Genomic DNA, 21845 nt, shown 5'->3' on the forward strand with positions numbered 1-21845 from the left:
AGTGGCGCTTTCATGTTGGCGCTTTCATCTTGAAATGATAGCTGTGTACTGACTGTGTAGTGGCAGAATTATGCTGCTTGCCGTATTAAAAATACCACATAAAAAAAGCCCGCGAAGCGGGCTTTTTTTGCGGCTAAAGCGCTTAAGCCTTGGCTTTGTGCTCAGGCGGAATCAACTTATTGTTGATGACCCATTGCTGGGCAATCGACAAAATATTATTGACGACCCAGTACAGCACCAAACCGGATGGGAAGAAGAAGAACATCACTGAAAACGCCAGTGGCATGAACATCATCATCTTGGCTTGCATAGGATCAGCCGGTGCCGGATTAAGCTTGGTAGTGATGAACATCGAGATGGCATAAATCACCGGCAAGATGAACAGCGGATCAGGCGAAGTCAGATCAGTGATCCAACCCATCCACGGCGCGCCGCGCATTTCCACACTGGCTTGCAGCACCCAGTACAGCGAGAGGAAAATCGGCATTTGAATCAGGATAGGGAAGCAGCCGCCGAGTGGATTGATCTTCTCGGTTTTATACAATTCCATCATCGCTTGATTCATTTTTTGCGGATCGTTTTTGAAACGCTCGCGCACGGCCTGCATTTTCGGCGTGACTACTTTCATCTTGGCCATACTGCGATAACCGGCCGCCGACAAAGGAAACAGCGCCAATTTGATCGCAATGGTAAAGACCACGATGGTCCAGCCCCAGTTACCGATCAAACCGTGAATCATGTCCATGAGCCAGAACAGCGGTTTAGCGATAATGGCCAAAATACCGTAATCCTTGACCAATTCCAAACCTGGCGCGATTTTTTCCAACAAGACAGTCGATTGCGGACCCGAATACAAGGTCGCCAACGAGTCTTTGCTGGTGCCCGGAGCGATGCTGCCAAGTTGCAGCAAGGTGCTGACCGAGAAAATATTATCGCGCACTTTTTCGGTACGGAATTCACGCGCGCCTTTGTCTTGCGGGATCAAGGCCGAGACAAAGAAATGCTGAATCACTGCGACCCAACCGTTATCGGCATTTTTGGCATGGCTGTTATTACTGCTGCCCGGGGTTTCCTGCTCGGCTTTGTGAATTTTTTCAAAGTCGAGTTTTTGGAATTTTTCTGCATCGGTATACACGGCCGGGGCATAAAACTCGCTCGGGCCGGTAAACATCGAGCCACCCTCAGGCTTGGTGCCGTCGTGTATCAACTGCAGATACAACAAAGGAGAAATCGCCGCGCCAGTGTGGTTAGTGACCGTATGCTTGATGCCAACGGCGTAATCACCCTTCTTGAACGTGAAAGTTTTGGTCAGTTGTACGCCGCCTTGTTCCGACACCAGCACCAGTTGTACGCTGTCATCACCATCGAGGCTGCGCTTGCCCGCTTGGGCAACGAACAGCGACTTGTGGTTAGGATAAGCCGGGTTGGCCAAACCAGTCTGCGCCAGATAAGTACGTTGGGCAGTTTCATCGAAGAGCACCACATTCCGGTCGCTGGCGGTTTTTGCACGCAAGCCTACTGCTTCGAGGAAAGGATCGTAAAAATGCTCAGGCTTAGGATGGTCTTTATATTTCAACAATTCCAAACGCCGTACTTCGCCGCCGCGCGTATCAATATCGACCTTGATGACATCCGTGGTGATAGTAATGCGTTCGCTGCTGGCAGCCGTGGCGGTGTCACCGCCCGGCACAGACGCGACGGCCGCGGTACCGGCTGGCGATACAGCTGGCGTGCCAGTGGCAGGCGCTGCGGTTTTAGCTTGCTGACTTGCAGTTTGTGGGAAAAACATCGAAGACTTGCCGTTATGGCGCATCCAGTTATCCCAAAGCAGCAAGAGCGACATGGCGAAGATAACCCACAGGACGGTACGTTTGATATCCATTTTGTATGTCAGGAAAGGTGTGAAGAATGACCGGTGTGACCACGATATTCGTGCTTGCACTGGTCGGAAGTGGGGACGATCGCTGATTTTTCATCAGCCGGTGGCACCATATCAATGCCGCCCGGATGCCAAGGATGACATTTACATAAGCGTTTGCCGGCTAAATACGTACCCTTGGCGGCCCCGTGCACGCTGATGGCCGCGGCCGCATACTCAGAACAGCTGGGATAAAAACGGCAGTTCTGCCCAAGCATAGGACTGATGGCAAGCTTGTAAAACCTTAGCAACAGTAGTAGCAGGCCACGCATCTCAGGGTACCCGCTGGCAAGCCGGCGTGTCGAACAGACGCAGTATCTCGGTCCGTAAGGCACGTTTAAGGCTGGCATTCGTAGCCGGCCCCGCTTTGGTATTAACCGGACGCGATAACCTGACGATGCAGTCAACATTTTTCAATCCCATGCAACGAAAAATCTCACGCGTCACACGCTTGATGGTATTGCGCGTCACGGCCCGCGGCGCAAAGCGCTTGGCTGCAACTACCCCCAACCGTGCATGCGGCAGTTCGTTGATACGGGCATACAGCGCAAAATGCGGCGTTTTGTGCACCGGGCGCAAACGAAAAACGGATGAAAATTCATCCGTTTTAACGATGCGTCGAGCACGGGCAAAATCTGCACCGCCTGCATCTGCCTGAGCTGTGTCAGTTAAATTATTGATCATACGCATACAGCCAAAGCTGTTGCAGACCAAAATTTAAAATCAAGCTGCCAGGCGTTTACGGCCTTTGGCACGGCGAGCGTTGAGCACAGCGCGGCCACCGCGGGTTGCCATACGTGCACGGAAACCGTGGGTACGCTTACGGCGAACGACGGAAGGTTGGTAAGTACGTTTCATGTTGGTCTCGCTATTTGAGCAATAAAAAAAATCGGAATTACGGGTAAAGGCTTGCGCCAAGGAACTGTCACACTGAACTTATTACTGTCTGCGCAACAATTCTTTCATTTACAACAGGCTTTTCACCTTTACTGCCCCAAAACCGCTGCTCATCGCTTGCTGCCTTGCTTACCTCGCTTAAAGAGCCGAAACCACTTGAATTTTCATCCAAGTATCAACGCTTCAAACAACACAAATAAGACACCATCCAATAAAATAGGGTAGGGAACCCTGAATTAGACACCATTCTTACCTAGGCTGTCAATCACTTAGGGGAAAAATTAGCCAAATACCGAATTCGCAGCCTGGCTGAAGGCAAACAATAAATTTAATTCCAAGGCTGTGGATAACTATTGCAGTCGCGGTTAAAATAGAGGATTAGCGCGGTACCGCGTACTAAGGTTTAAAGCAAATTTTAAACCGTCGTCGATTCGTCTTTACTTGTGCACAGACACAATAGCAAGCTTGGCAGCAATACACGATTGCGCTGGCCGGAATCCGTACCAAGCGCCGAACAATGCGGCGTCGCGCGTTTGCATTTAATAATTTAAAGTCATACATGGAAAATTTCTGGCAAGCCTGTTCGTCCCAACTTGAGCAAGAGCTTCCACCGCAACAATACAGCGCATGGATCAAGTCGCTCGTACCGCTGGACTTCACTGAAGGCAAGCTGCGCATCGCTGCGCCGAATCGTTTCAAGCTCGATTGGGTGAAAGCCCAGTTTGCCAATCGCATTTCCGAATTGGCCAACCAGTATTGGGATGAAGATGTCGAAGTACTGTTCGTACTCGATCCGCGCGACAATAAAAAACCTGCCCCGGCCAGCGTCCCGGCCAGTCCACGCCGGCTCGATGGCGAAGCCGGCCCGGCCCTTGGTCAGGTCGAAATCATGCATGAAGCGGCCGCACCGGAAGCCGCGCCGCGGCGCGATTTAAGCCGCATCAATGTCGAACTGACGTTCGACAGCTTCGTCACGGGTAAAGCCAATCAATTGGCTCGCGCGGCGGCGATTCAAGTCGCCAATAACCCGGGCGTGTCATATAACCCGCTGTTTTTGTACGGCGGCGTCGGCTTGGGCAAGACGCATTTGATCCATGCGATCGGCAATCAAATCTTGGTCGATAATCCCAATGCTAAGATCCGCTACATCCACGCCGAACAATATGTGCGCGATGTGGTGACGGCGTATCAACGTAAGGGCTTCGATGAATTCAAGCGTTATTACCACTCGCTTGATCTCTTGCTGATCGATGATATCCAATTTTTTGGTGGTAAAAGCCGCACGCAAGAAGAGTTTTTCTATGCATTTGAAGCGCTGATCGCCGCCAAAAAACAAATCATCATCACCAGCGATACCTACCCGAAAGAAATTACGGGCATGGATGACCGCTTGATTTCGCGTTTTGATTCCGGCTTAACGGTGGCCATCGAACCACCGGAACTGGAAATGCGGGTAGCGATTCTGCTCAAGAAAGCCACTTCCGAAGGCGTACACTTTTCCGACGATGTGGCGTTTTTCGTGGCCAAGCATCTGCGCTCGAACGTGCGCGAGCTCGAAGGCGCGTTGCGTAAAATTCTCGCGTACTCGCGTTTTCACGGCAAAGAAATTACCATCGATGTGGTCAAGGAAGCTTTGAAAGATTTATTGTCGGTACAAAACCGCCAAATTTCAGTCGAGAATATCCAAAAAACCGTAGCCGACTTTTTCAATATCAAAGTCGCCGACATGTATTCGAAAAAACGTCCGGCCAATATCGCCAGACCGCGCCAGATCGCCATGTATCTGGCCAAAGAACTGACGCAGAAGAGCTTGCCGGAAATCGGTGAACTGTTCGGCGGCCGCGATCACACCACGGTCTTGCATGCGGTCCGCAAGATCACGGCAGACCGCGGCAAAAACCCGGAATGCAACCATGAGCTGCACGTGTTGGAGCAGACCCTCAAAGGTTGAGGCTTTATTGTTGTAAGCCGTGCATCGCAAGGTGCGCGGCAGCAGTTGTGGCAGAGAGTAGCAGTAAGGGGCGATCCGCCCGCCATCAGGTTCACTTATCAACATCAGCGAGGATAGTCAAATGCAATTGGTTAAAACCCACCGGGACACGCTGCTCCGGCCTTTGCAAATTGTGAGTGGTATTGTCGAGCGTCGGCACACATTGCCGATTTTGGCCAATATCCTCATACGCAAAGACGGTGAACAAGTGTCCTTCCTGTCGACCGACATCGAAGTACAGATCACCACCAAGGCTGCCATCGGTTCGGGCGGCGAAGTCGTCGCCACCACGGTCGCGGCACGCAAGCTGCTCGATATTTTACGCGCTCTGCCAGATGACAACGATGTCGTGCTCAAGCTCGACAACAAACGCATGAGCGTGCAGTCGGGTAAATCACGCTTCTCGCTGCAAACGCTGGCCGCCGAAGAATTTCCTACCGTCGCCGAAGCCGAGCATTTCAATGCCAGCGTCAATCTGCCGCAAAAAACTCTCAAGCACCTGTTTAACATGGTGCATTTCTCGATGGCCCAGCAAGACATCCGTTATTACCTCAACGGTTTGCTGCTGGTAGTCGACGGCCGAAACATCATCGCTGTCGCCACCGACGGCCATCGCCTGGCTTATTGCCAAGTCGAAGTCGAGCAAGAATTCCCACGCCACGAAGTAATCATCCCGCGCAAAACCATCATCGAGCTGCAACGTCTGCTCGAAGACAAAGACGAGCCGGTACAAATCGACATCGCCAACAATCAGGTGAAACTGACGTTTGCCGACATCGAACTGATTTCCAAACTGGTAGAAGGCAAGTTCCCCGATTTCAACCGCGTCATCCCCAAGGGTTACAAAAACGGTTTCACGCTGGGCCGCGAACAATTGCTGCGCTCCTTGCAACGCGCCGCCATCATGACCTCGGACAAGTTCAAGGGTGTACGCTGCGTGATCACCCCGGGCAGCATGCAAATTCTCTCGACCAATGCCGACCAAGAAGAAGCACTGGAAGAAATTGAAATCGATTACGGTGGCGACAATGTCGACATCGGCTTTAACGTCAGCTATTTGCTCGACGTATTGAACAACCTGAAATGCGAGCAGGTCACGATTTCGTTGGGCGACTCGAATTCCTCGGCGCTGATCACGATTCCTGAAAATGCCGACTTTAAATACGTCGTCATGCCGATGCGAATCTAGTCGCCGCGCTCGCTTACCGCGCCGATTCTGTACCCTGGAATCGGCACGGGCAGCCGGACCAAGGCCCCCTGCCTGGCTCCGCGCGGCCCGACCGAACGCCCATCGGCGTTTGGTGATACCACCCCTGAATACGCAGTAAATATCATAGAAGGTAGCCATGTCCGATCACACCCAAGACAATACGCAGGCCCAAGCCGCCAGTTCGAATCAGTACGGCGCATCCTCGATCCAGATTCTGGAAGGTTTGGAAGCGGTGCGCAAGCGCCCCGGCATGTACATTGGCGACACATCGGACGGCACCGGTCTGCACCATCTGGTTTTTGAAGTACTCGATAACTCCATCGATGAATCCTTAGCCGGACACTGTACCGAAATCAATGTCGCCATTCATAGCGACAATTCGATCTCCATCACCGATAACGGTCGCGGCATTCCGACCGGCATCAAATGGGATGACAAACACGAACCGAAACGCAGCGCCGCCGAAATCGTCATGACCGAACTGCATGCCGGCGGCAAGTTCGATCAAAATTCTTACAAAGTCTCGGGCGGTTTACATGGCGTCGGCGTTTCCTGCGTCAATGGCCTCTCAAAACTGCTGAAACTGACGGTACGTCGCGACGGCAAAGTCCACACCATGGAATTCGTGCGCGGCGTGCCGCAGGATCGTGTAATCGAAACCGTCGACGGCATTCTGTGCTCGCCGATCAAAGTCATCGGTGACACCGACAAGCGTGGCACCGAAGTGCATTTCTGGGCCGATGAAGAAATTTTCACGCACGTCGAATTTCATTATGAAATTTTGGCCAAGCGCATCCGCGAATTATCTTTCCTCAACAATGGCGTGCGCATCAAGCTGACTGACCACCGCAGCGGCAAAGAAGAAATGTTCGCCTTCGAAGGCGGCACGCGTGGCTTCGTCGAATACATCAACAAAGCCAAAACCGTGCTGCATCCGACGATTTTTCAAGCCACTGGCGAGCGCATGTCGGACCAAGGCACGAATATCAGTGTCGATGTGTCGATGCAATGGAACGATGCGTATAACGAGCAAGTGCTGTGCTTTACCAATAATATTCCGCAACGCGACGGCGGCAGCCATTTGACCGGCTTGCGCGCAGCGATGACACGCGTCATCAACAAATACATAGAAGAACACGAATACGCCAAAAAAGCCAAGGTCGAAGTGACTGGCGACGATATGCGCGAAGGCTTGACCTGCGTGCTGTCGGTAAAAGTACCGGAACCGAAATTCAGTTCGCAAACCAAAGACAAGCTGGTGTCGTCGGAAGTGCGCGGCCCGGTGGAAGAAATCGTCGCCAAAACCCTGACCGACTTCCTCGCTGAAAGACCAAACGACGCCAAAATTATTTGCGGCAAAATCGTTGAAGCCTCACGCGCACGCGAAGCCGCCCGCAAGGCGCGCGAACTGACGCGCCGCAAAGGCGTCATGGATGGCCTGGGCTTGTCCTCAAAACTGGCTGATTGCCAGGAAAAAGATCCGGCCCTGTGCGAACTCTACATCGTCGAAGGGGATTCCGCGGGCGGCTCGGCCAAGCAAGGCCGTGACCGTAAGTTCCAAGCGATTTTGCCATTGCGCGGTAAAGTGCTCAATGTCGAAAAAGCGCGCTTTGAAAAAATGCTCTCGAGCGAACAGATCACCACCCTCATCGCCACGCTCGGCACCAGCATCGGCCCAGACGAATTCAATGCCGACAAACTGCGCTACCACCGCATCATCATCATGACCGATGCCGACGTCGATGGTGCCCACATCCGTACCCTGCTGCTGACCCTGTTCTATCGTCAAATGCCACAACTGGTTGAGCGCGGCCACATCTACATCGCCCAGCCACCGCTGTACAAAGTCAAAGCCGGCCGCGATGAACGCTACCTCAAAGACGATGCCGAAGAAGCCAGCTACATGATGACCGTGGCACTCACCGGTGCCGCCCTGATTCCCGCCACCGGTGCCGACCCGATCAACGGCGAAGCGCTGGCCGAACTGGTTCGTCAATACAACCTCGCCAACGCCATCATGACGCGTTTGACACGCATGATCGATCGCGCCGCCCTCACTGCCATCATGACCGGTGTCACGCTCAAGCTCGACACGCCGGAAGATGCCGAACAATCGGCCCAGGCACTGACGGCCACCATCAACGACGCCGCCGTCAAAGCCATCGTCTGCAGCGATGAATTGACCGGCAAGCTGAGCTTACGCATCGAGCGTCTGCATCACGGTAACATCAAGGTCACCAGCATCGAAGCCGATTTTGTCGAAGCCACCGATTATAAAGTGCTGGCCAATGCCGCCGCGACCTTCAAGGGCTTACTCGGCGCCGGCGCGTTCATGCGCCGTGGTGAAGGCGAACGGATGAAAGAAATCGCCGTGCAAGACTTCCACCACGCCATGCTGTGGTTACGCGACGAGGCCGAACGCGGCGTCTCGAAACAGCGCTACAAAGGTTTGGGCGAAATGAACCCGATGCAATTATGGGAAACCACCATGGACCCAACCGTGCGCCGCTTGCTGAAGGTACAGATCGAAGACGCCATCGCGGCGGATCAGATTTTCACCACCTTGATGGGTGACGATGTCGAACCGCGCCGTGCCTTCATTGAATCGAATGCGTTGCGGGCGGGGAATATTGATGTGTGATGGGCTTGCTGTAGGTTCGCAAAGCAGATGAAAAAATTCTCCTCTGAGTAAAGAAATCTTCTTCCGAAAATAACTGAAAATACCGCCGTGGATGGCTAATGCCGTTCAGTTAAGACTGAACGGCATTTTTATTTAGTGGTTGTAAACGTTACGGCATGCTGTTAACCTTCGTCGCAATGTTCGACGATACCCTTCATTTCCTGGCAAACCACCTTGAGTCACCCGACTGGCGGCGACTTGGCGAGCATTTGCCTATCGAGTGGATCGAACAGGCCGTGAAGCGCACCGATGCAACCAGCATTCGCCATCGGCGGCTGCCGGCCGAACAAGTGGTTTGGCTAATGGTGGCGTTGGCGCTGTATCGCCACAAGTCCATCGGCGAAGTATTGGATGATCTCGGATTGGCGGTGCCGGATTCGCAAACGCCTTTTGTCAGTAAGAGTGCGGCGGCACAGGCGCGCCAGCGCCTTGGTTCCGAACCGCTGAAGTGGCTGTTCGATCACTCCGCCCGTCACTGGAGCGGCCAGGATCGCCGCGCCTATCTATTTAAAGGGCTGCAACTGTTTGCTATGGACGGCACCACGTTGCGCACCCATGACAACGTCGAGAACCGGAGCCATTTCGGCGCCCAACTTTACGCCAGCGGTGCTCTCGCCAGCTATCCGCAAGTACGCGGCGTGACACTGACCGCTTTGCCGACGCATATCGTTCACAGTGCCGCGTTCGGCCCTTACGGCACCAATGAGATGTTGTACGCAAAGCAGTTGATCGCTGATGTGCCCAATAAATCGCTTACCGTCTTCGATCGCGGCTTTCTGTCTGCGGAAATCCTGTGTGCTTTGACGCAGCACGGCACGGATCGCCACTTTATTATTCCCGCCAAATCAAATACCCGATGGGAACTGATCGAGGGCGATGAGAACGATTGCATCGTCCGGATGCGGGTGTCGCCGCAGGCCCGTGCCAAGTGCCCCGAGTTGGCAGAATTCTGGGAGGCGCGTGCCATCACCGTTGTCGATCAGCAGGCGCGAAAACGCGTTCTACTGACCTCGTTGCGTGAGCGCCGCCGCTACAAGCCCGTCGATATCGCCAACTGTTACGAGCGTCGTTGGGGCATCGAGACGAGCTACCGCGAACTCAAGCAAACAATGCTGGGCACAGCGCTGACCCTGCGCTCGAAAACAACAGACGGCGTCTATCAGGAAATCTGGGGCACTCTGATTGCCTACAACCTGATCCGCCTGGAGATCGCCAAGGCGGCCTTGACGGTCAAGTGCGAGCCCACTGAAGTGAGCTTTATCCGGGCATTCCACTTGATCCAGTTCGAGCTGCATTGGGCTGCCGTCACCAGATCCTATGGCAAGCTGCCCGCTTCGATGAAGCATCTACGCGAAAGGCTGGTTAGCCTCCTCAATGACGAACGGCCCGATCGTCAATACGACCGGGCCGTCAAGGCTAGACCAAACCGCTATGCCGTTCGTATTGTGCGAAAAACTGCTTAACTGAACGGCATTAGCCGTGGATGGCGGTATTTTTTTGCTCCGGACTTGCGATCAAGCGAACCAGCATACCTGTGGATTAAAAGTCACATGCACGACTAGTTAAAGCGCGTATCGGTAATTGCTTCGTCATATTTGCTATTTAAAATATGCCGTTTAACAACATCATACTGATACCAAATGAATAACTTTCGATGTCTTCCTGTTTTAACTTTATTGCCTGTTTCACTGGCATTCATGCTGGCTGGCTGCGGAGGAAGCACCAGCTCGGTCGCTCTGGTACCAGTACCTGTGCCGGTATCTATTTCCGCGCCAACTGGACTCGGCTATGTGGATGCAGCGCCCGTTCAAGATACGAGCAAAGTCTTACCCTATGTGAACTACGCATACACCAACCAGCGTGGATATGCCCAATATGCTACGGCAGACACCAATGCCGGCGTGCGCGTGGTAGCTGGTTTTCTGAGTCTTTGGACGCCAAGCACTTTACTTGTTGATGCCGGTGCGTCTGCGCCAGCGGTCGGTAGTTTTCCAGCTGTTACCACATCAACTTGGAAAGGCCTTCCCGGCGATCCTAGCGATGGTAAGAAAACCAATTCAGCTATTCTCGATGCGAATATTCAGTATGTGATCAATGCAACCGCCAGCCGAACTGCTGATCAAGCAACGGCCGCATACTTAGATGATCGTCGCAATAAAGGCTACAGTGTTGCCGACGGTATGGGACCGTTAACCACCGTCTGGCGAACTGCCACCGGTCAAACTACCTCGATTACCAGCGTCGCTGCCGATGCGGCAACGGTTCTGTATAACGACTCCGGCAACAATCTGGGGGTTGGTTCTTCTGCTGGAAATACAAGTTTTGGAACCGTGGTTGACTTCCTCAACAGTCCGGCCTTCGGCTCCACCGAGCCGGCCAAACGGTTTTTTAAATATGCACGTCCTTGGCGTTGGTCCGGCAGTGTCGCCCTGCTGCCAACTCTGGTTCCCGCGGTATCGACTACGCCGACAACGGATGGTGGCTTCATCAGTGGACATTCGGCCGAAGCGATGCGTGACGCCTTGATGATGGCATATGTCGTACCCGAGCGTTTTCAAGAGATGTTGTCGCGTGCATTAGAGTTAGGCGAAAATCGAATTTATGCTGGCATGCATTCGCCATTAGATGTCATTGGTGGGCGCATACAAGCGCAAGCAGTCATTACCGCTGCACTGTATGCCAATTCTGTCCAGTCAACGAGTAATCCTGACGGCAGCACAAGCACAGTGCCTGATATGCGTAACAAAGCTTATGCGCAGGCACACTCAAGCTTGATGACAGCTGCTGGCGTAGCGGATCAAGCCGCTTTTACTGCCTTTGCACATTCCGGCACTGCAGCAAATGATCGTTTTTCAAGCTGGTCGACTAATCAGGCTAATTATTTGCGTCGGTTGACATATGGCTTCAGCCAGATCGGCGATGCCAAGCAAGCGGCTGTCGTTCCTATGGGCGCAGAATTGCTGCTTGAAACTCGCCTGCCTTATTTAACTGCAGCACAGCGTCGTGTCGTGTTAAAAAGTACGGCACTGGCATCGGGTTATCCGGTCATGGATGATGCAGAGGGATGGGGGCGTCTCAATTTGTTCGCGGCGGCGGACGGCTACGGCAATTTCAACGGTGATGTCAGTGTAACGATGGACGCGGCACAAGGTGGATTTAATGCACTCGACAGCTGGAAAAATAATATTGCCGGCGCAGGTATGCTGATGCTTAATGGCACAGGAAAACTCCATTTAACTGGCAACAACAGCTACAGCGGCGGAACCATCCTTAATGGCGGTACGCTGATAGGCGATTCTGCTACGGCGTTTGGTACTGGTGACGTGTATGTTACCAACGGAACATTGAGCTGTAGCGCACCAGCAGGATTACTGCTTGGAGGGAATATGACCAGCTTACCTGCGGCAACATTGAATGTCGTTGTGAGTGCCATCGGTCAAACTTCAATTAATGTAGCCAAGGTCGCTACGCTGGCGGGAACACTGAATGTCAGCTTCGCTGCCGGAGTAACACCAGCGGTGGGTACCGTATTGACGATTGTTTCGGCGGGTACGGTACAAGGTACGTTCAGCAACATTATAGTCAATGGATTTCAAGCTACTCCGATTTATACCAGCAAAGGAATGCAGCTTCAAATTACCGCTTTAGCTTTGTAAATGTAACAACATACGCTATCGGCTGATTTTTACCGACAAGCATGTCCATACACCCGCCCTCAGCTCAACGCCTTGTGTCGTTGTAGCTGGGGTGTCGCGGATCACCGACTTTAACTTCACGTCTTGCTACAGCAAGGGGCTTTGGTCTCGCCGCCACGCCCGTCCGTTGCCGGTGCGTAGCGCCGGCACCAGTGGCTGCAACGGGTAGAAGATTCTCTGCCCTTGCAAATCGTTCGGCTCGTTTCAGTCAGGCGCGCGCTCACAAGCGGAACGTACCAGACCGTCAAACTCGCGCAGACTGGAAGCTTCAACCTTGAGCTTACGAATCTTGAGCAGATTCGCCAAGGCGTCTGAGGACATCTTCGTCTCCTATAAGAAACAGTTTTTCTTGCTCTAATACCCGCATTAAAAAATGCTGCTGTTCCTGCTGTCGTTTTCTGAATTCCGCCACCGTAAACTGCGTTGGATTAATTGGGCGGGCCAGTATCTGCTCGGCCGACGACAAAGCCGACAGCAGTGTCGTTTGACATCCTCGCCGCCCTAAAGGACAGGGATTCCTACGGCGCTCAAACAAAAACTGCTTGAGTCGCTTCGGTGGGTTCCTGCTTCATCGAGCGGCCTGACTGCGCCGACTCTCCACAGGCTAACAAGCGGTATCCCCGCTCTAAAACATTGATCGCACCAACCACATCGGCGTGATTTTCATAGCCGCAATCGACGCACAAGAATTTTGCTTGTGTTTGCCGATTGTCCTTTGATACGTGACCGCAGCACGGGCAAGTGCGACTGGTGTTGTGTGGAGGAACGGCCAGCAGCGTGCCGCCATTCCACGACACCTTGTAGTCGAGCTGCCGCCTGAACTCGCCCCAGCCTTGGTCGAGAATGGAGCGATTCAGGCCGGACTTCTGTTTCACTATCTTGCCGTGTTGTTCGCTGTTGCCCTTGGAAGACTTGGACATGTTCCGTACTTGCAAATCCTCAATACAAACGAGCGCGTGGTTTTGGCTGATCGTCGTTGTGATTTTGTGCAGGAAGTCTTTTCGGGTGTTAGCGATGACGGTGTGAATCTTCTGGACGCGGGCTTTCGCCTTCTTCCAGTTACTGCTGAACTTGAGCTTGCGGCTCATGCGACGTTGATAGCGTGCAAGGCGCTGCTGATGTTTCTTAAAACTATTGAGCGGCGCAATGAAACTCTCGTCGCTCATGGTGGCGAACCGCGCAATGCCGACATCGATGCCGATGGCGCTTGTCGCCGTTGGCAATGGCTGCTCAACTTCGCGCTCGGTTTGAATCGAAACGAACCATTTGCCGTTAGACTGACTAACAGTGACATTACTCACTTCACCCAACGCGTCACGACTATTGCGGTAACGAATCCAGCCGAGCTTAGGTAGAAATATACGACTGTTGGGTTGATCTAATTTGCATCCTTGAGGATAACGGAAACTATCCCCCCGCCCTTTTTTCTTGAAGCGAGGGAAGTCGGCACGTTTGGCGAAGAAATTGCTATAGGCTCGTTCCAAATCCTTCAATGTTTGCTGCAATGCCTGAGATGGCGTTTCTGTCAGCCAAGTCGTCTCTGCCTTCCATCCTACAAGACTTTTGCACAGGCCAGCATATCCCTGTTTTTTCTGACCCTGTTCGTATAAGGATTTTTGCATCGCTAAAGCCTTGTTATAGGCGAACCGACACGCGCCAGCGAAGCGGCGCATGTCGCGCTGCTGTTTGCCGTCTGGCATCAGTTCGTATTTAAAGGCTTGAAGTCTTTGCATAGTTCGATCCTACTCTGGTCTATGAGCGAAGACAACAACGATATTAGTAAGGGAAGACACTGCGTTTTTATGATGCATGTACATCTGGTCTTTGTGACAAAATACCGACGTGGCGTATTCACAAAAGACATTCTTGACGATTTACGCCCAATATTAGCCAGTGTCTGCAATGACTTTGAATCGGAACTGGTGGAGTTTGACGGTGAGGACGACCACGTTCACCTGTTGCTGAACTACCCGCCTAAAGTGGCCGTGTCAAAACTGGTCAATAGTCTCAAGGGAATATCAAGTTTGATGATTCGAAAGAAAAAATATCCGAGCATTCAAAAGAAGTTATGGGGTGGCGCTTTATAGTCGCCCAGCTACTTTGCTGGAAGCTGTGGTGGCGCTCCTATTGCTGTGATTCGCAAGTACATTGAGCAACAACAAACGCCACACTAAATCAAGAGTTCAAGGCAAGGAAGGCTTCGCCTTCCGAGCTATCCATCCCCGACCTGAAGAGACGGGGCTTTTCGCTCAATTCCGGTAAAAAGCATCATCAACCCGGACGAACAACAAGGCCAGTATTTTCTGCAGCGAAGGGGAGAACAGGGCGTCGGCTATCATGTGCCATATTTCAGCATGATCATACCAAAATATGGCACGGAAACGACGTGTAGAAGTTCTCAACGCTGTTTAACAAGCAAGAGAAGCTGGCATGGCGCGAGCCAGTCCAAAAAGCAAGGGAGCAGGCGCATAACATTGAGCGCAGCAACACACTTGCTATCAGCCGTTGACGAATTTTTCTTTAAGTAACTACAATTAGAAGCTACAATGAAAGCGTAACAACTCAATAGCCCGTCTGGTCCGACGGTGGAAAAGTCTGCTGAAAAGCTTTGCATCCCAGCGCGTCGCGTCTCCGTCACTCACCGGCCCCAAGTTCAGGCTTGCAAACTGTCCGTCAGATTTTTGATGAAACTTGAATGGAATGCCGATAAGGCGGCACGCAACCTGAATAAGCATGGTATTTCGTTCGAGGATGCCGAGCTGGTTTTTTACGATACCCGACGGATAGAAGTCTACGACGGGCGCGAGGACTATGGGGAAGACCGATGGGTCACGATTGGACTGGCTTACTCGGCAGTCCTGTATGTGGTCTATACCGTTCGACACGCGGAAACCATACGCCTTATCTCTGCGAGGAAAGCCAATGCCGATGAAAGAAAGAAATATCGTGAAACGCACTCTTGACCTGAAAAAGCTGCCGCGCTTAAGCCCCGAGAAAAAAGCCAGACTCGATGCCGTGGCGTCAATGCCTGATGCGCAGATCGACTACAGCGATGCAGCGTTTCTGCCTGATGCGGTTTGGATGAAAGCAGCCGCGGAGTTGCCGCACACGAAGCAGCAAATCACCTTGCGTATTGATGCGGAAGTGCTCGATTTTTTCAAGCACGGCGGTAAACGCTATCAGTCCCGCATCAATGCCGTGCTGCGCTCTTATGTAGAAGCCCATAAGACACATGCGCAAGCAATCGGGTCTCATTCACGTAAAACCAAGGAAGCGCAGAGTTAATCGCAGTGGAATGGGCCGTTGCCAATGAGGAGGCAACGCAGCAGTGCGCCTCAATGGCGGCGGGCAAACCGCTTGGATTAAATTTGCGTTTCCCTGGCAGTTCATCAAAACCCCTGCGAAAATTGCGATAACTTGGCTTTTTTCTTCATCCGCGCCGGCGTCACCCCGTAAGCCGCTTTAAAGCTCGCGGTCAGGTGGCTCTGATTCCCAAAGCCACAGTCTTGCGCGATCCTTTCGATGGCCAGGTCAGTCTGTGTCAGCAGCTCGGCGGCGCGTTGCAAGCGCAAGCGTAAAATATAGCGATGCGGCGTGCTGCCCATCGCTTGTAGGAACAAGCGACGGAAATGCGAAGTACTGATGCCGGCGCGCTGCGCTAATTCGGCCATCGACAAGCTGGCGGCCAAGTTTGCTTGCATCCACCCGAGTACCACTTCCAAACGTCCTAATTGCAGATTGGGCGGGCGGATGGCGGCACTGCGTAATCCTTCCAGCGCGCGACAAGCTTGTTCTACCATGAGGGCAGCCAGCCTTGCCAAATAGGCGGCATCGGTGCGCTCTTGGCTTAATTCATCGACAATCTGCCGCGCCAGCGCACTGACCAAGCCATCGTTGAAGGGGACCAAGCCCGGCATGCTGCTGAGCAGGGTTTGCAAGCGGATGGCGTCGCCACTGAGCGGTTCACAAAAGTAAAACACCGCGACATCAATCGCACCGTCGAAGCGCCACTCGGTCGCACAATTCGCCGCCATGGCAGCGGAGAAGCTGGGAATCGAATCGAACTGCGACGCCTCGGACAGTCCTTCGTGCGCTCGTGCACCACCTAAATGGGATAGCAAGACCATGGCCGGCAAAGCGGGAATCTGGCGTTGCGTGGCTTGAAAAAAATACCGTTCGGCCCGCAAGGACGACGCGCCAGCGCTACCGATGGCAAGCACACCCGATATCACCGGCACGACACCCAGAAGTTTGCTGACTTGTTCCCAGACTTGCATGTGAGATCCAAAAAATGAGCATTTATCGATAAAACCAGTGCCAGTTTATATCACTTTTGCGCCAATAAAAGGCTGACAATAAACACACTGGCGATGCGCACATACAGCCAGACCACCATCACGGAGACCAACATGACAAGTTTCAACCCGCACTACTGGGCCGACGCGCTCGAACGCAAGTGGATCAAGCATAAGCGCTACTGGTATCTGAGTTCACTGCTGTTGGCCCTGTTACCGCTGGGCTCGGCGGCTTTGGCCGTACACTTCCAGCAAGGGGCTTGGCTGTGGTCGGTGGTGCCGATCACGTATTTTGTCTTACCCCTGTTGGATCAGTGTTTTGGGCGTGACCACGCCAATCCATCGGAGGCAGAAGTCGCGGAATTGAAACAGGATCGCTATTTCGTACATGTCTTATACTGTGCCACGGCCTTGCACTGGGTGGCGCTGATCGGCATGGCCTACACGGTGACGCATTGGGCTTGGTCTTGGCCGGCCCTGTTGGGGGCGGCGCTGAGCGCGGGTTTGATCAATGGCGTCGGTATCGCCATCGGGCATGAGCTCGGTCATAAGCTGATGGATCGTCAACAAGTTCTGGCCGCCAAGCTGGTGTTAGCCTGTTGCGGCTACGGCCACTTCATGGTCGAGCATAACAAGGGCCACCACAAAGATGTGGCCACGCCGGCAGACCCGGCTTCGTCACGCATGGGGGAATCGATTTATCGTTTCGCGGCGCGCGAAATCCCCGGCACCTTGCGCCGCGGCTGGATATTGGAAGCCACACGCCTGCAACGCGGCGGCAAACGCAGTTGGTCATGGCACAATGAAATTTTGCAGCAATGGGGCTTTACGCTGGCCGTGTATGCCTTACTGACACTGTTCTGGGGTGTGTTGGTGCTGCCGTTTCTGCTGATCGCTGCGGCTTTCGGCTGGTGGCAGCTGACTTCGGCCAATTACATCGAGCACTACGGTTTATTGCGTGCGCAAGATGCCAACGGGCGCTATCAACGTTGCGAGCCGCAGCATTCTTGGAACAGTAATTTTAAAATTTCCAATCTCTTGCTCGTGCATTTACAAAGACACTCGGACCACCACGCCCATCCGAATTTGCCCTATCAAGTTTTGCGCGACTATGACTCTGTACCGCAATTACCGCAGGGATATTTCGGGATGTTCTTAGTCGCGCTGTTTCCCGCGCTCTGGTTCGCCATCATGGACCCGCGCGTGTTGGAGTGGGCCCAAGGCGATCTGAACCGTATCAATATCGATCCGGCGCGGCGCGCTGCGTTGTTCCGGCGTTATGGCAGCGCTGCCGTGTAATCCCTGAGTCGGGGTGCGCCTCAACGCTGCAAGCACGGCCGTTTCGGATCAAATTTCCAATCTTTGATCAGGTATTGCATCGCTGTCGCATCATCGCGGCTGCCCAAACCATGTTGTAAATACAGTTGGTGCGCGGCTTCGAGGGCATCGTAGTCTACTTCCACCCCTAAGCCCGGCGTTTGTGGCACCGCGATTTTTCCACCGACGATTTGCAAAGGCTGTTTGCTCAGGGCTTGGCCATCTTGCCAAATCCAGTGGGTGTCAATGGCGGTGATGTTACCGGGCGCGGCGGCGGCAACGTGAGTGAACATGGCCAAGGAAATATCGAAATGATTATTCGAATGCGAACCCCAAGTCAGGCCCCACTCGGCACACATTTGTGCCACCCGTACTGAGCCGCGCATGGTCCAAAAATGCGGATCGGCCAGCGGGATGTCGACCGAGCCCAATTGAATCGCATGGCCCATTTGACGCCAATCGGTGGCGATCATATTGGTGGCGGTTGGCAGGCCGGTGGCGCGGCGGAATTCAGCCATCACTTCGCGCCCTGAATAGCCGTTTTCGGCACCGCAGGGGTCTTCTGCATAGGCCAGAATATGGCCCTTATCTTTACACAGCCGTATCGCTTCGGCCAATGACCAGGCACCGTTAGGGTCGAGGGTGATACGCGCTTCGGGAAAACGTTCGGCCAATGCCGTGACGGCAGCGATTTCCGCATCACCGTCGAGCACGCCACCTTTCAGTTTAAAATCTTGAAAGCCATAGCGTGCATGGGCCGCTTCGGCCAAGCGCACAATTGCTTCCGGAGTCAGCGCGACTTCATTGCGCAAGCGCAGCCAGGCATCGTCGGCATCGCGCTCACGCCGATACGGTAAGTCTGTGCGGTCGGCGTCGCCGATGTAAAACAAGTAGCCGAGCATGGCGACGCTGTCGCGTTGCTGACCTTCGCCTAACAAGGCGGCAACCGGCACGCCGAGTAATTGTCCCATTAAATCCAACAAGGCCGATTCCAAGGCCGTGACGGCATGGATGGTGACGCGCAAGTCGAAGGTTTGCAATCCGCGCCCGGCACCATCGCGGTCGGCAAAAGCTTGGCGAACTTGATTGAGCACACTCTGCCATTGCCCCAGGCTTTGACCGATTAACAATGGCGCGGCATCTTCCAAGGTTTGGCGTATCGCTTCGCCGCCCGGTACTTCGCCAACACCGGTATGACCGGCACTGTCTTGCAATATCAAGATATTGCGCGTGAAGTAAGGCGCATGCGCACCGCTCAGATTAAGCAACATACTGTCTTGACCGGCGACGGGGACGACACGTAAGGAAGTAATGACGGGAGAGGCAGACTTGGTCATGGCAAACTCAATCAAAAATTTTAAAAAAACCGTGAAGGAAGAGCGGCTTACATCTGCGCCGCATTTTTTAGTTCAGCACGATGTGGGCGCGTTTTATTTCACCGACGACGAGCAAGTAACAAACGATCGCCGCCAGCGCATTGGCACCGACAAATACCAACGCCCAAGAGAAGGAACCGGTGGCTTGCACGATGAAGCCGATAACGATCGGTGTTGTGATGCCGGCAGTATTGCCAAAGGTGTTGAACAAGGCACCACTTAAGCCCCCGACTTCTTTCGGCGAGGTATCGGCAACCACCGCCCAACCCAAGGCACCGACGCCTTTGCCGAAAAATGCCAGTGCCATGACGGCGATGACCAGGGTGTGCGTATCGACGTAATTACACAAGATGATGCTGGTCGATAAGAGCATACCGCACACAATCGGGGTTTTTCGGGCGGCCGTGAGGGAATAGCCGCGTTTGATCATACGATCAGACAACCAGCCCCCCAAGATACCTCCGGCGAAACCCGCCACGGCCGGCAGGGCAGCGACGAAACCGGCTTTTAAAATGCTCATGCCGCGCGCTTGCACCAAATACACGGGAAACCAAGTCAGGAAAAAATACGTCAGCGTGGTAATGAAGTACTGCCCGAAATAAATACCCATCAACATGCGATTGCGCAGTAATTGCGGTAAATAGCGAATGCTCGATACCTGCGCCGGCACGCCGGCAGCCGCCGCTGCATCACCTTCGATGTGCGCTAATTCGGCGGCATTGATGCGCGGGTGGCGGCGCGGTTCGTAAATCACTTTGAGCCAGAGCAGGGCCAGCAGCAAACCGCTCGCGCCCATGACATAGTAAACATCGCGCCAGCCGTATGAGTGGGCGATCCAAGCCATCAACGGGGCAAACAAGACGGTGGAAAAATACTGGGCAGAATTGAATACCGCTGATGCCAAGCCGCGTTCGGCGCTGGGAAACCAAGCAGTGACCAAGCGGCTGTTACCGGGAAACGAGGGGGCTTCAGCAATCCCGACCGCGGCGCGCAAGACAAAGAAGGTGACGATGGCCGAACCACCGAGCACAAAACCGGGAATGCCCTGCAATAAGGTAAACAGCGACCACAACGCGATGCTGGCGGCATACACCAGGCGCGTGCCGAATTTATCGAGTAACCAACCACCGGGAATTTGTGCCGCCACATAGGCCCAGGCAAACGCGGAGAAGATGAAGCCCAGGGAAGACGCTTCGAGACCGAATTCTTTTTGCATGGCCGAACCGGTAATCGACAAGGTCGCGCGGTCGGCATAGTTGAAGGCGGTGACGAGGAAGAGCATGGCCAGAATCAGGTATCTGACGCGACTGGCCGGCGTAGCTGGTAGCGCAGGGCTGGCTGCGGCAGTAATTGTGTTCATACTTGTCTCGATATTGTTTTACGCTGTTGTGCGTAATTTTTTTATATTTGTGAACATCACACAGATCGGTTCCGGCCACACCCACACAGGCATGCGCAGTCGGTAATGCCGACCGGCCGTACGTATTCCGTTGCAAGGCAATTGTTGCATTCTCAGCGATTCAAGTACAGAATAACAAACAACTTAATTAATACAATTTTTGAATCGATGTTCGAACTCAGTCAATTACGCTGCTTTGTTTCTGCCGCCGAAGAATTACACTTCGGTCGCGCCGCTGTGCGTTTGAACATGACGCAACCGCCCTTAAGTCGGCAAATTCGTTTGCTTGAGCATCAGGTCGGCACCTTGCTATTAGAAAGAAACAGCCGTTCAGTGCGTTTGACGGCGGCCGGCCGCAGTTTTCTGCCCGATGCCCAGCGAATTTTACGCTTAGCCAATGAGGCCGTAGCGACGGCCAGACGCATCGCTAAAGGCGACTCCGGTACGCTGGCTATCGGTTTTACCGCTTCAGTTGGCTATGGTTTCTTGCCTGCCTTGGTCAAGCAATTGCGCGACATGGCGCCGACCGTGCATTTGACGCTCAAAGAAATGGTCAGCAGTGCCCAGCTCGAAGCGCTCGATGCCCGCCAAATCGATTTGGGTTTGTTACGCCCACCAGTTGATCAAGGCGAGCTGGAAACGCTGCCGTGTTCGGCCGAAACCTTGGTGCTGGCGATTCCGGAGCAGATGCAAGATGACTGGCCCTTACAACCGACCATCGCCGACTTCGACCGCAAACCCTTGCTGATGTACTCGCCCTATGAAGCGAAATATTTTCATCTGCTGTTGCAAGGCTTGTTTGAAAAATCGGCGGTACTGCCGGACGTGGTTGAATATGTGAGCCAGATCCACACCATGCTCGCTTTGGTACGTGCCGGCTTAGGCGTGGCAGCCATTCCAGCCGCTGCGGCAACGCTGCGTTTTGAAGGTGTAGTATTCCGTGAAATTCTTACCGTGCCGGCGCGTCCGGTGATACAGCTGTATGCTTTTCGTAACGACAATGACAACCCCATTCTGGCCAATTTTATCGCGCGGCTGCATAGCGCTACCGTCTGAGCAAGCATAACG

The 21845-nt window shown here is 53.5% G+C and carries 17 protein-coding genes and 1 pseudogene; 10 read left to right on the plus strand and 8 right to left on the minus strand.

Annotated features, from left to right (window positions below; genetic code table 11):
* Positions 1 to 142: 142 nt before the first annotated feature.
* Genes yidC through rpmH form a run of 4 tightly spaced genes read right to left on the minus strand, consistent with a single transcriptional unit; the run spans position 143 to position 2776 of the window.
* Positions 143 to 1882, minus strand: coding sequence for a membrane protein insertase YidC (gene yidC, locus RHM61_RS05665; protein WP_322250164.1), 1740 nt, complete (start codon positions 1880 to 1882; stop codon positions 143 to 145).
* An 8-nt stretch (positions 1883 to 1890) separates the two neighbouring features.
* On the minus strand, positions 1891 to 2190 hold the full coding sequence (gene yidD, locus RHM61_RS05670) for a membrane protein insertion efficiency factor YidD (RefSeq protein WP_322250165.1): 300 nt from the start codon (positions 2188 to 2190) through the stop codon (positions 1891 to 1893).
* Position 2191: 1 nt separating this feature from the next.
* Positions 2192 to 2602 carry a ribonuclease P protein component gene (gene rnpA, locus RHM61_RS05675; RefSeq protein ID WP_322250166.1) on the minus strand — a complete coding sequence of 137 codons (411 nt, stop codon included), beginning with the start codon at positions 2600 to 2602 and terminating at the stop codon, positions 2192 to 2194.
* A 39-nt stretch (positions 2603 to 2641) separates the two neighbouring features.
* Entirely contained in the window at positions 2642 to 2776 is a 135-nt protein-coding gene (gene rpmH, locus RHM61_RS05680; RefSeq protein ID WP_061535510.1) for a 50S ribosomal protein L34, read from the minus strand.
* Between the two features lie 598 nt (positions 2777 to 3374).
* Here rpmH and dnaA point away from each other — a divergent pair.
* The 5 genes from dnaA (at position 3375) to RHM61_RS05705 (ending at position 12351) form a co-directional block, all read left to right on the plus strand.
* On the plus strand, positions 3375 to 4766 hold the full coding sequence (gene dnaA / locus RHM61_RS05685) for a chromosomal replication initiator protein DnaA (protein ID WP_322250167.1): 1392 nt from the start codon (positions 3375 to 3377) through the stop codon (positions 4764 to 4766).
* A 121-nt stretch (positions 4767 to 4887) separates the two neighbouring features.
* Positions 4888 to 5994 (plus strand): DNA polymerase III subunit beta, encoded by a 1107-nt coding sequence (gene dnaN, locus RHM61_RS05690; protein ID WP_322250168.1) that lies wholly within the window; start codon positions 4888 to 4890, stop codon positions 5992 to 5994.
* A gap of 157 nt (positions 5995 to 6151) precedes the next feature.
* Positions 6152 to 8656: a DNA topoisomerase (ATP-hydrolyzing) subunit B gene (gene gyrB, locus RHM61_RS05695; protein WP_322250169.1), complete on the plus strand. Its 2505-nt coding sequence runs from the start codon at positions 6152 to 6154 to the stop codon at positions 8654 to 8656.
* Between the two features lie 176 nt (positions 8657 to 8832).
* Positions 8833 to 10158, plus strand: coding sequence for an IS4 family transposase (locus RHM61_RS05700; RefSeq protein ID WP_322251046.1), 1326 nt, complete (start codon positions 8833 to 8835; stop codon positions 10156 to 10158).
* Between the two features lie 177 nt (positions 10159 to 10335).
* Positions 10336 to 12351, plus strand: a complete 2016-nt coding sequence (locus RHM61_RS05705) for an acid phosphatase (RefSeq protein WP_322250170.1) — start codon at positions 10336 to 10338, stop codon at positions 12349 to 12351.
* Positions 12352 to 12917: 566 nt separating this feature from the next.
* Here the strand turns inward: RHM61_RS05705 and RHM61_RS05710 are convergent.
* Positions 12918 to 14123 carry a transposase gene (locus RHM61_RS05710; protein ID WP_322247351.1) on the minus strand — a complete coding sequence of 402 codons (1206 nt, stop codon included), beginning with the start codon at positions 14121 to 14123 and terminating at the stop codon, positions 12918 to 12920.
* Positions 14124 to 14144: 21 nt separating this feature from the next.
* Between RHM61_RS05710 and tnpA the strand changes: the two are divergent.
* From tnpA to RHM61_RS05725, 3 genes and pseudogenes are all read left to right on the plus strand, one after another.
* Positions 14145 to 14564 (plus strand): annotated as a pseudogene (gene tnpA / locus RHM61_RS05715) (IS200/IS605 family transposase).
* Between the two features lie 510 nt (positions 14565 to 15074).
* The gene (locus tag RHM61_RS05720; RefSeq protein ID WP_322250171.1) at positions 15075 to 15353 is read left to right on the plus strand and encodes a BrnT family toxin; all 279 of its coding nucleotides are present in this window, start codon (positions 15075 to 15077) and stop codon (positions 15351 to 15353) included.
* Complete coding sequence (locus tag RHM61_RS05725) at positions 15313 to 15675, plus strand: BrnA antitoxin family protein (protein ID WP_322250172.1); 363 nt, start codon at positions 15313 to 15315, stop codon at positions 15673 to 15675. Before RHM61_RS05720 ends, RHM61_RS05725 begins: the two co-directional genes overlap by 41 nt.
* 104 nt (positions 15676 to 15779) lie before the next feature.
* Here RHM61_RS05725 and RHM61_RS05730 read toward each other — a convergent pair whose 3' ends face one another.
* The gene (locus RHM61_RS05730) at positions 15780 to 16667 is read right to left on the minus strand and encodes a helix-turn-helix domain-containing protein (protein WP_322250173.1); all 888 of its coding nucleotides are present in this window, start codon (positions 16665 to 16667) and stop codon (positions 15780 to 15782) included.
* Positions 16668 to 16799: 132 nt separating this feature from the next.
* Here RHM61_RS05730 and RHM61_RS05735 point away from each other — a divergent pair, with 132 nt between their 5' ends.
* The gene (locus RHM61_RS05735; RefSeq protein WP_322250174.1) at positions 16800 to 17984 is read left to right on the plus strand and encodes an alkane 1-monooxygenase; all 1185 of its coding nucleotides are present in this window, start codon (positions 16800 to 16802) and stop codon (positions 17982 to 17984) included.
* Positions 17985 to 18004: 20 nt separating this feature from the next.
* Here RHM61_RS05735 and gudD read toward each other — a convergent pair whose 3' ends face one another.
* Positions 18005 to 19339, minus strand: coding sequence for a glucarate dehydratase (gene gudD / locus RHM61_RS05740; RefSeq protein ID WP_322250175.1), 1335 nt, complete (start codon positions 19337 to 19339; stop codon positions 18005 to 18007).
* Positions 19340 to 19406: 67 nt separating this feature from the next.
* Complete coding sequence (locus RHM61_RS05745) at positions 19407 to 20738, minus strand: MFS transporter (protein WP_322250176.1); 1332 nt, start codon at positions 20736 to 20738, stop codon at positions 19407 to 19409.
* A 207-nt stretch (positions 20739 to 20945) separates the two neighbouring features.
* Between RHM61_RS05745 and RHM61_RS05750 the strand changes: the two genes are divergently transcribed.
* On the plus strand, positions 20946 to 21833 hold the full coding sequence (locus tag RHM61_RS05750; RefSeq protein WP_322250177.1) for a LysR substrate-binding domain-containing protein: 888 nt from the start codon (positions 20946 to 20948) through the stop codon (positions 21831 to 21833).
* Positions 21834 to 21845 lie beyond the last annotated feature (12 nt).

This window comes from Undibacterium sp. CCC3.4 (assembly GCF_034347425.1).
Classification (GTDB): Bacteria; Pseudomonadota; Gammaproteobacteria; order Burkholderiales; family Burkholderiaceae_D; genus Undibacterium.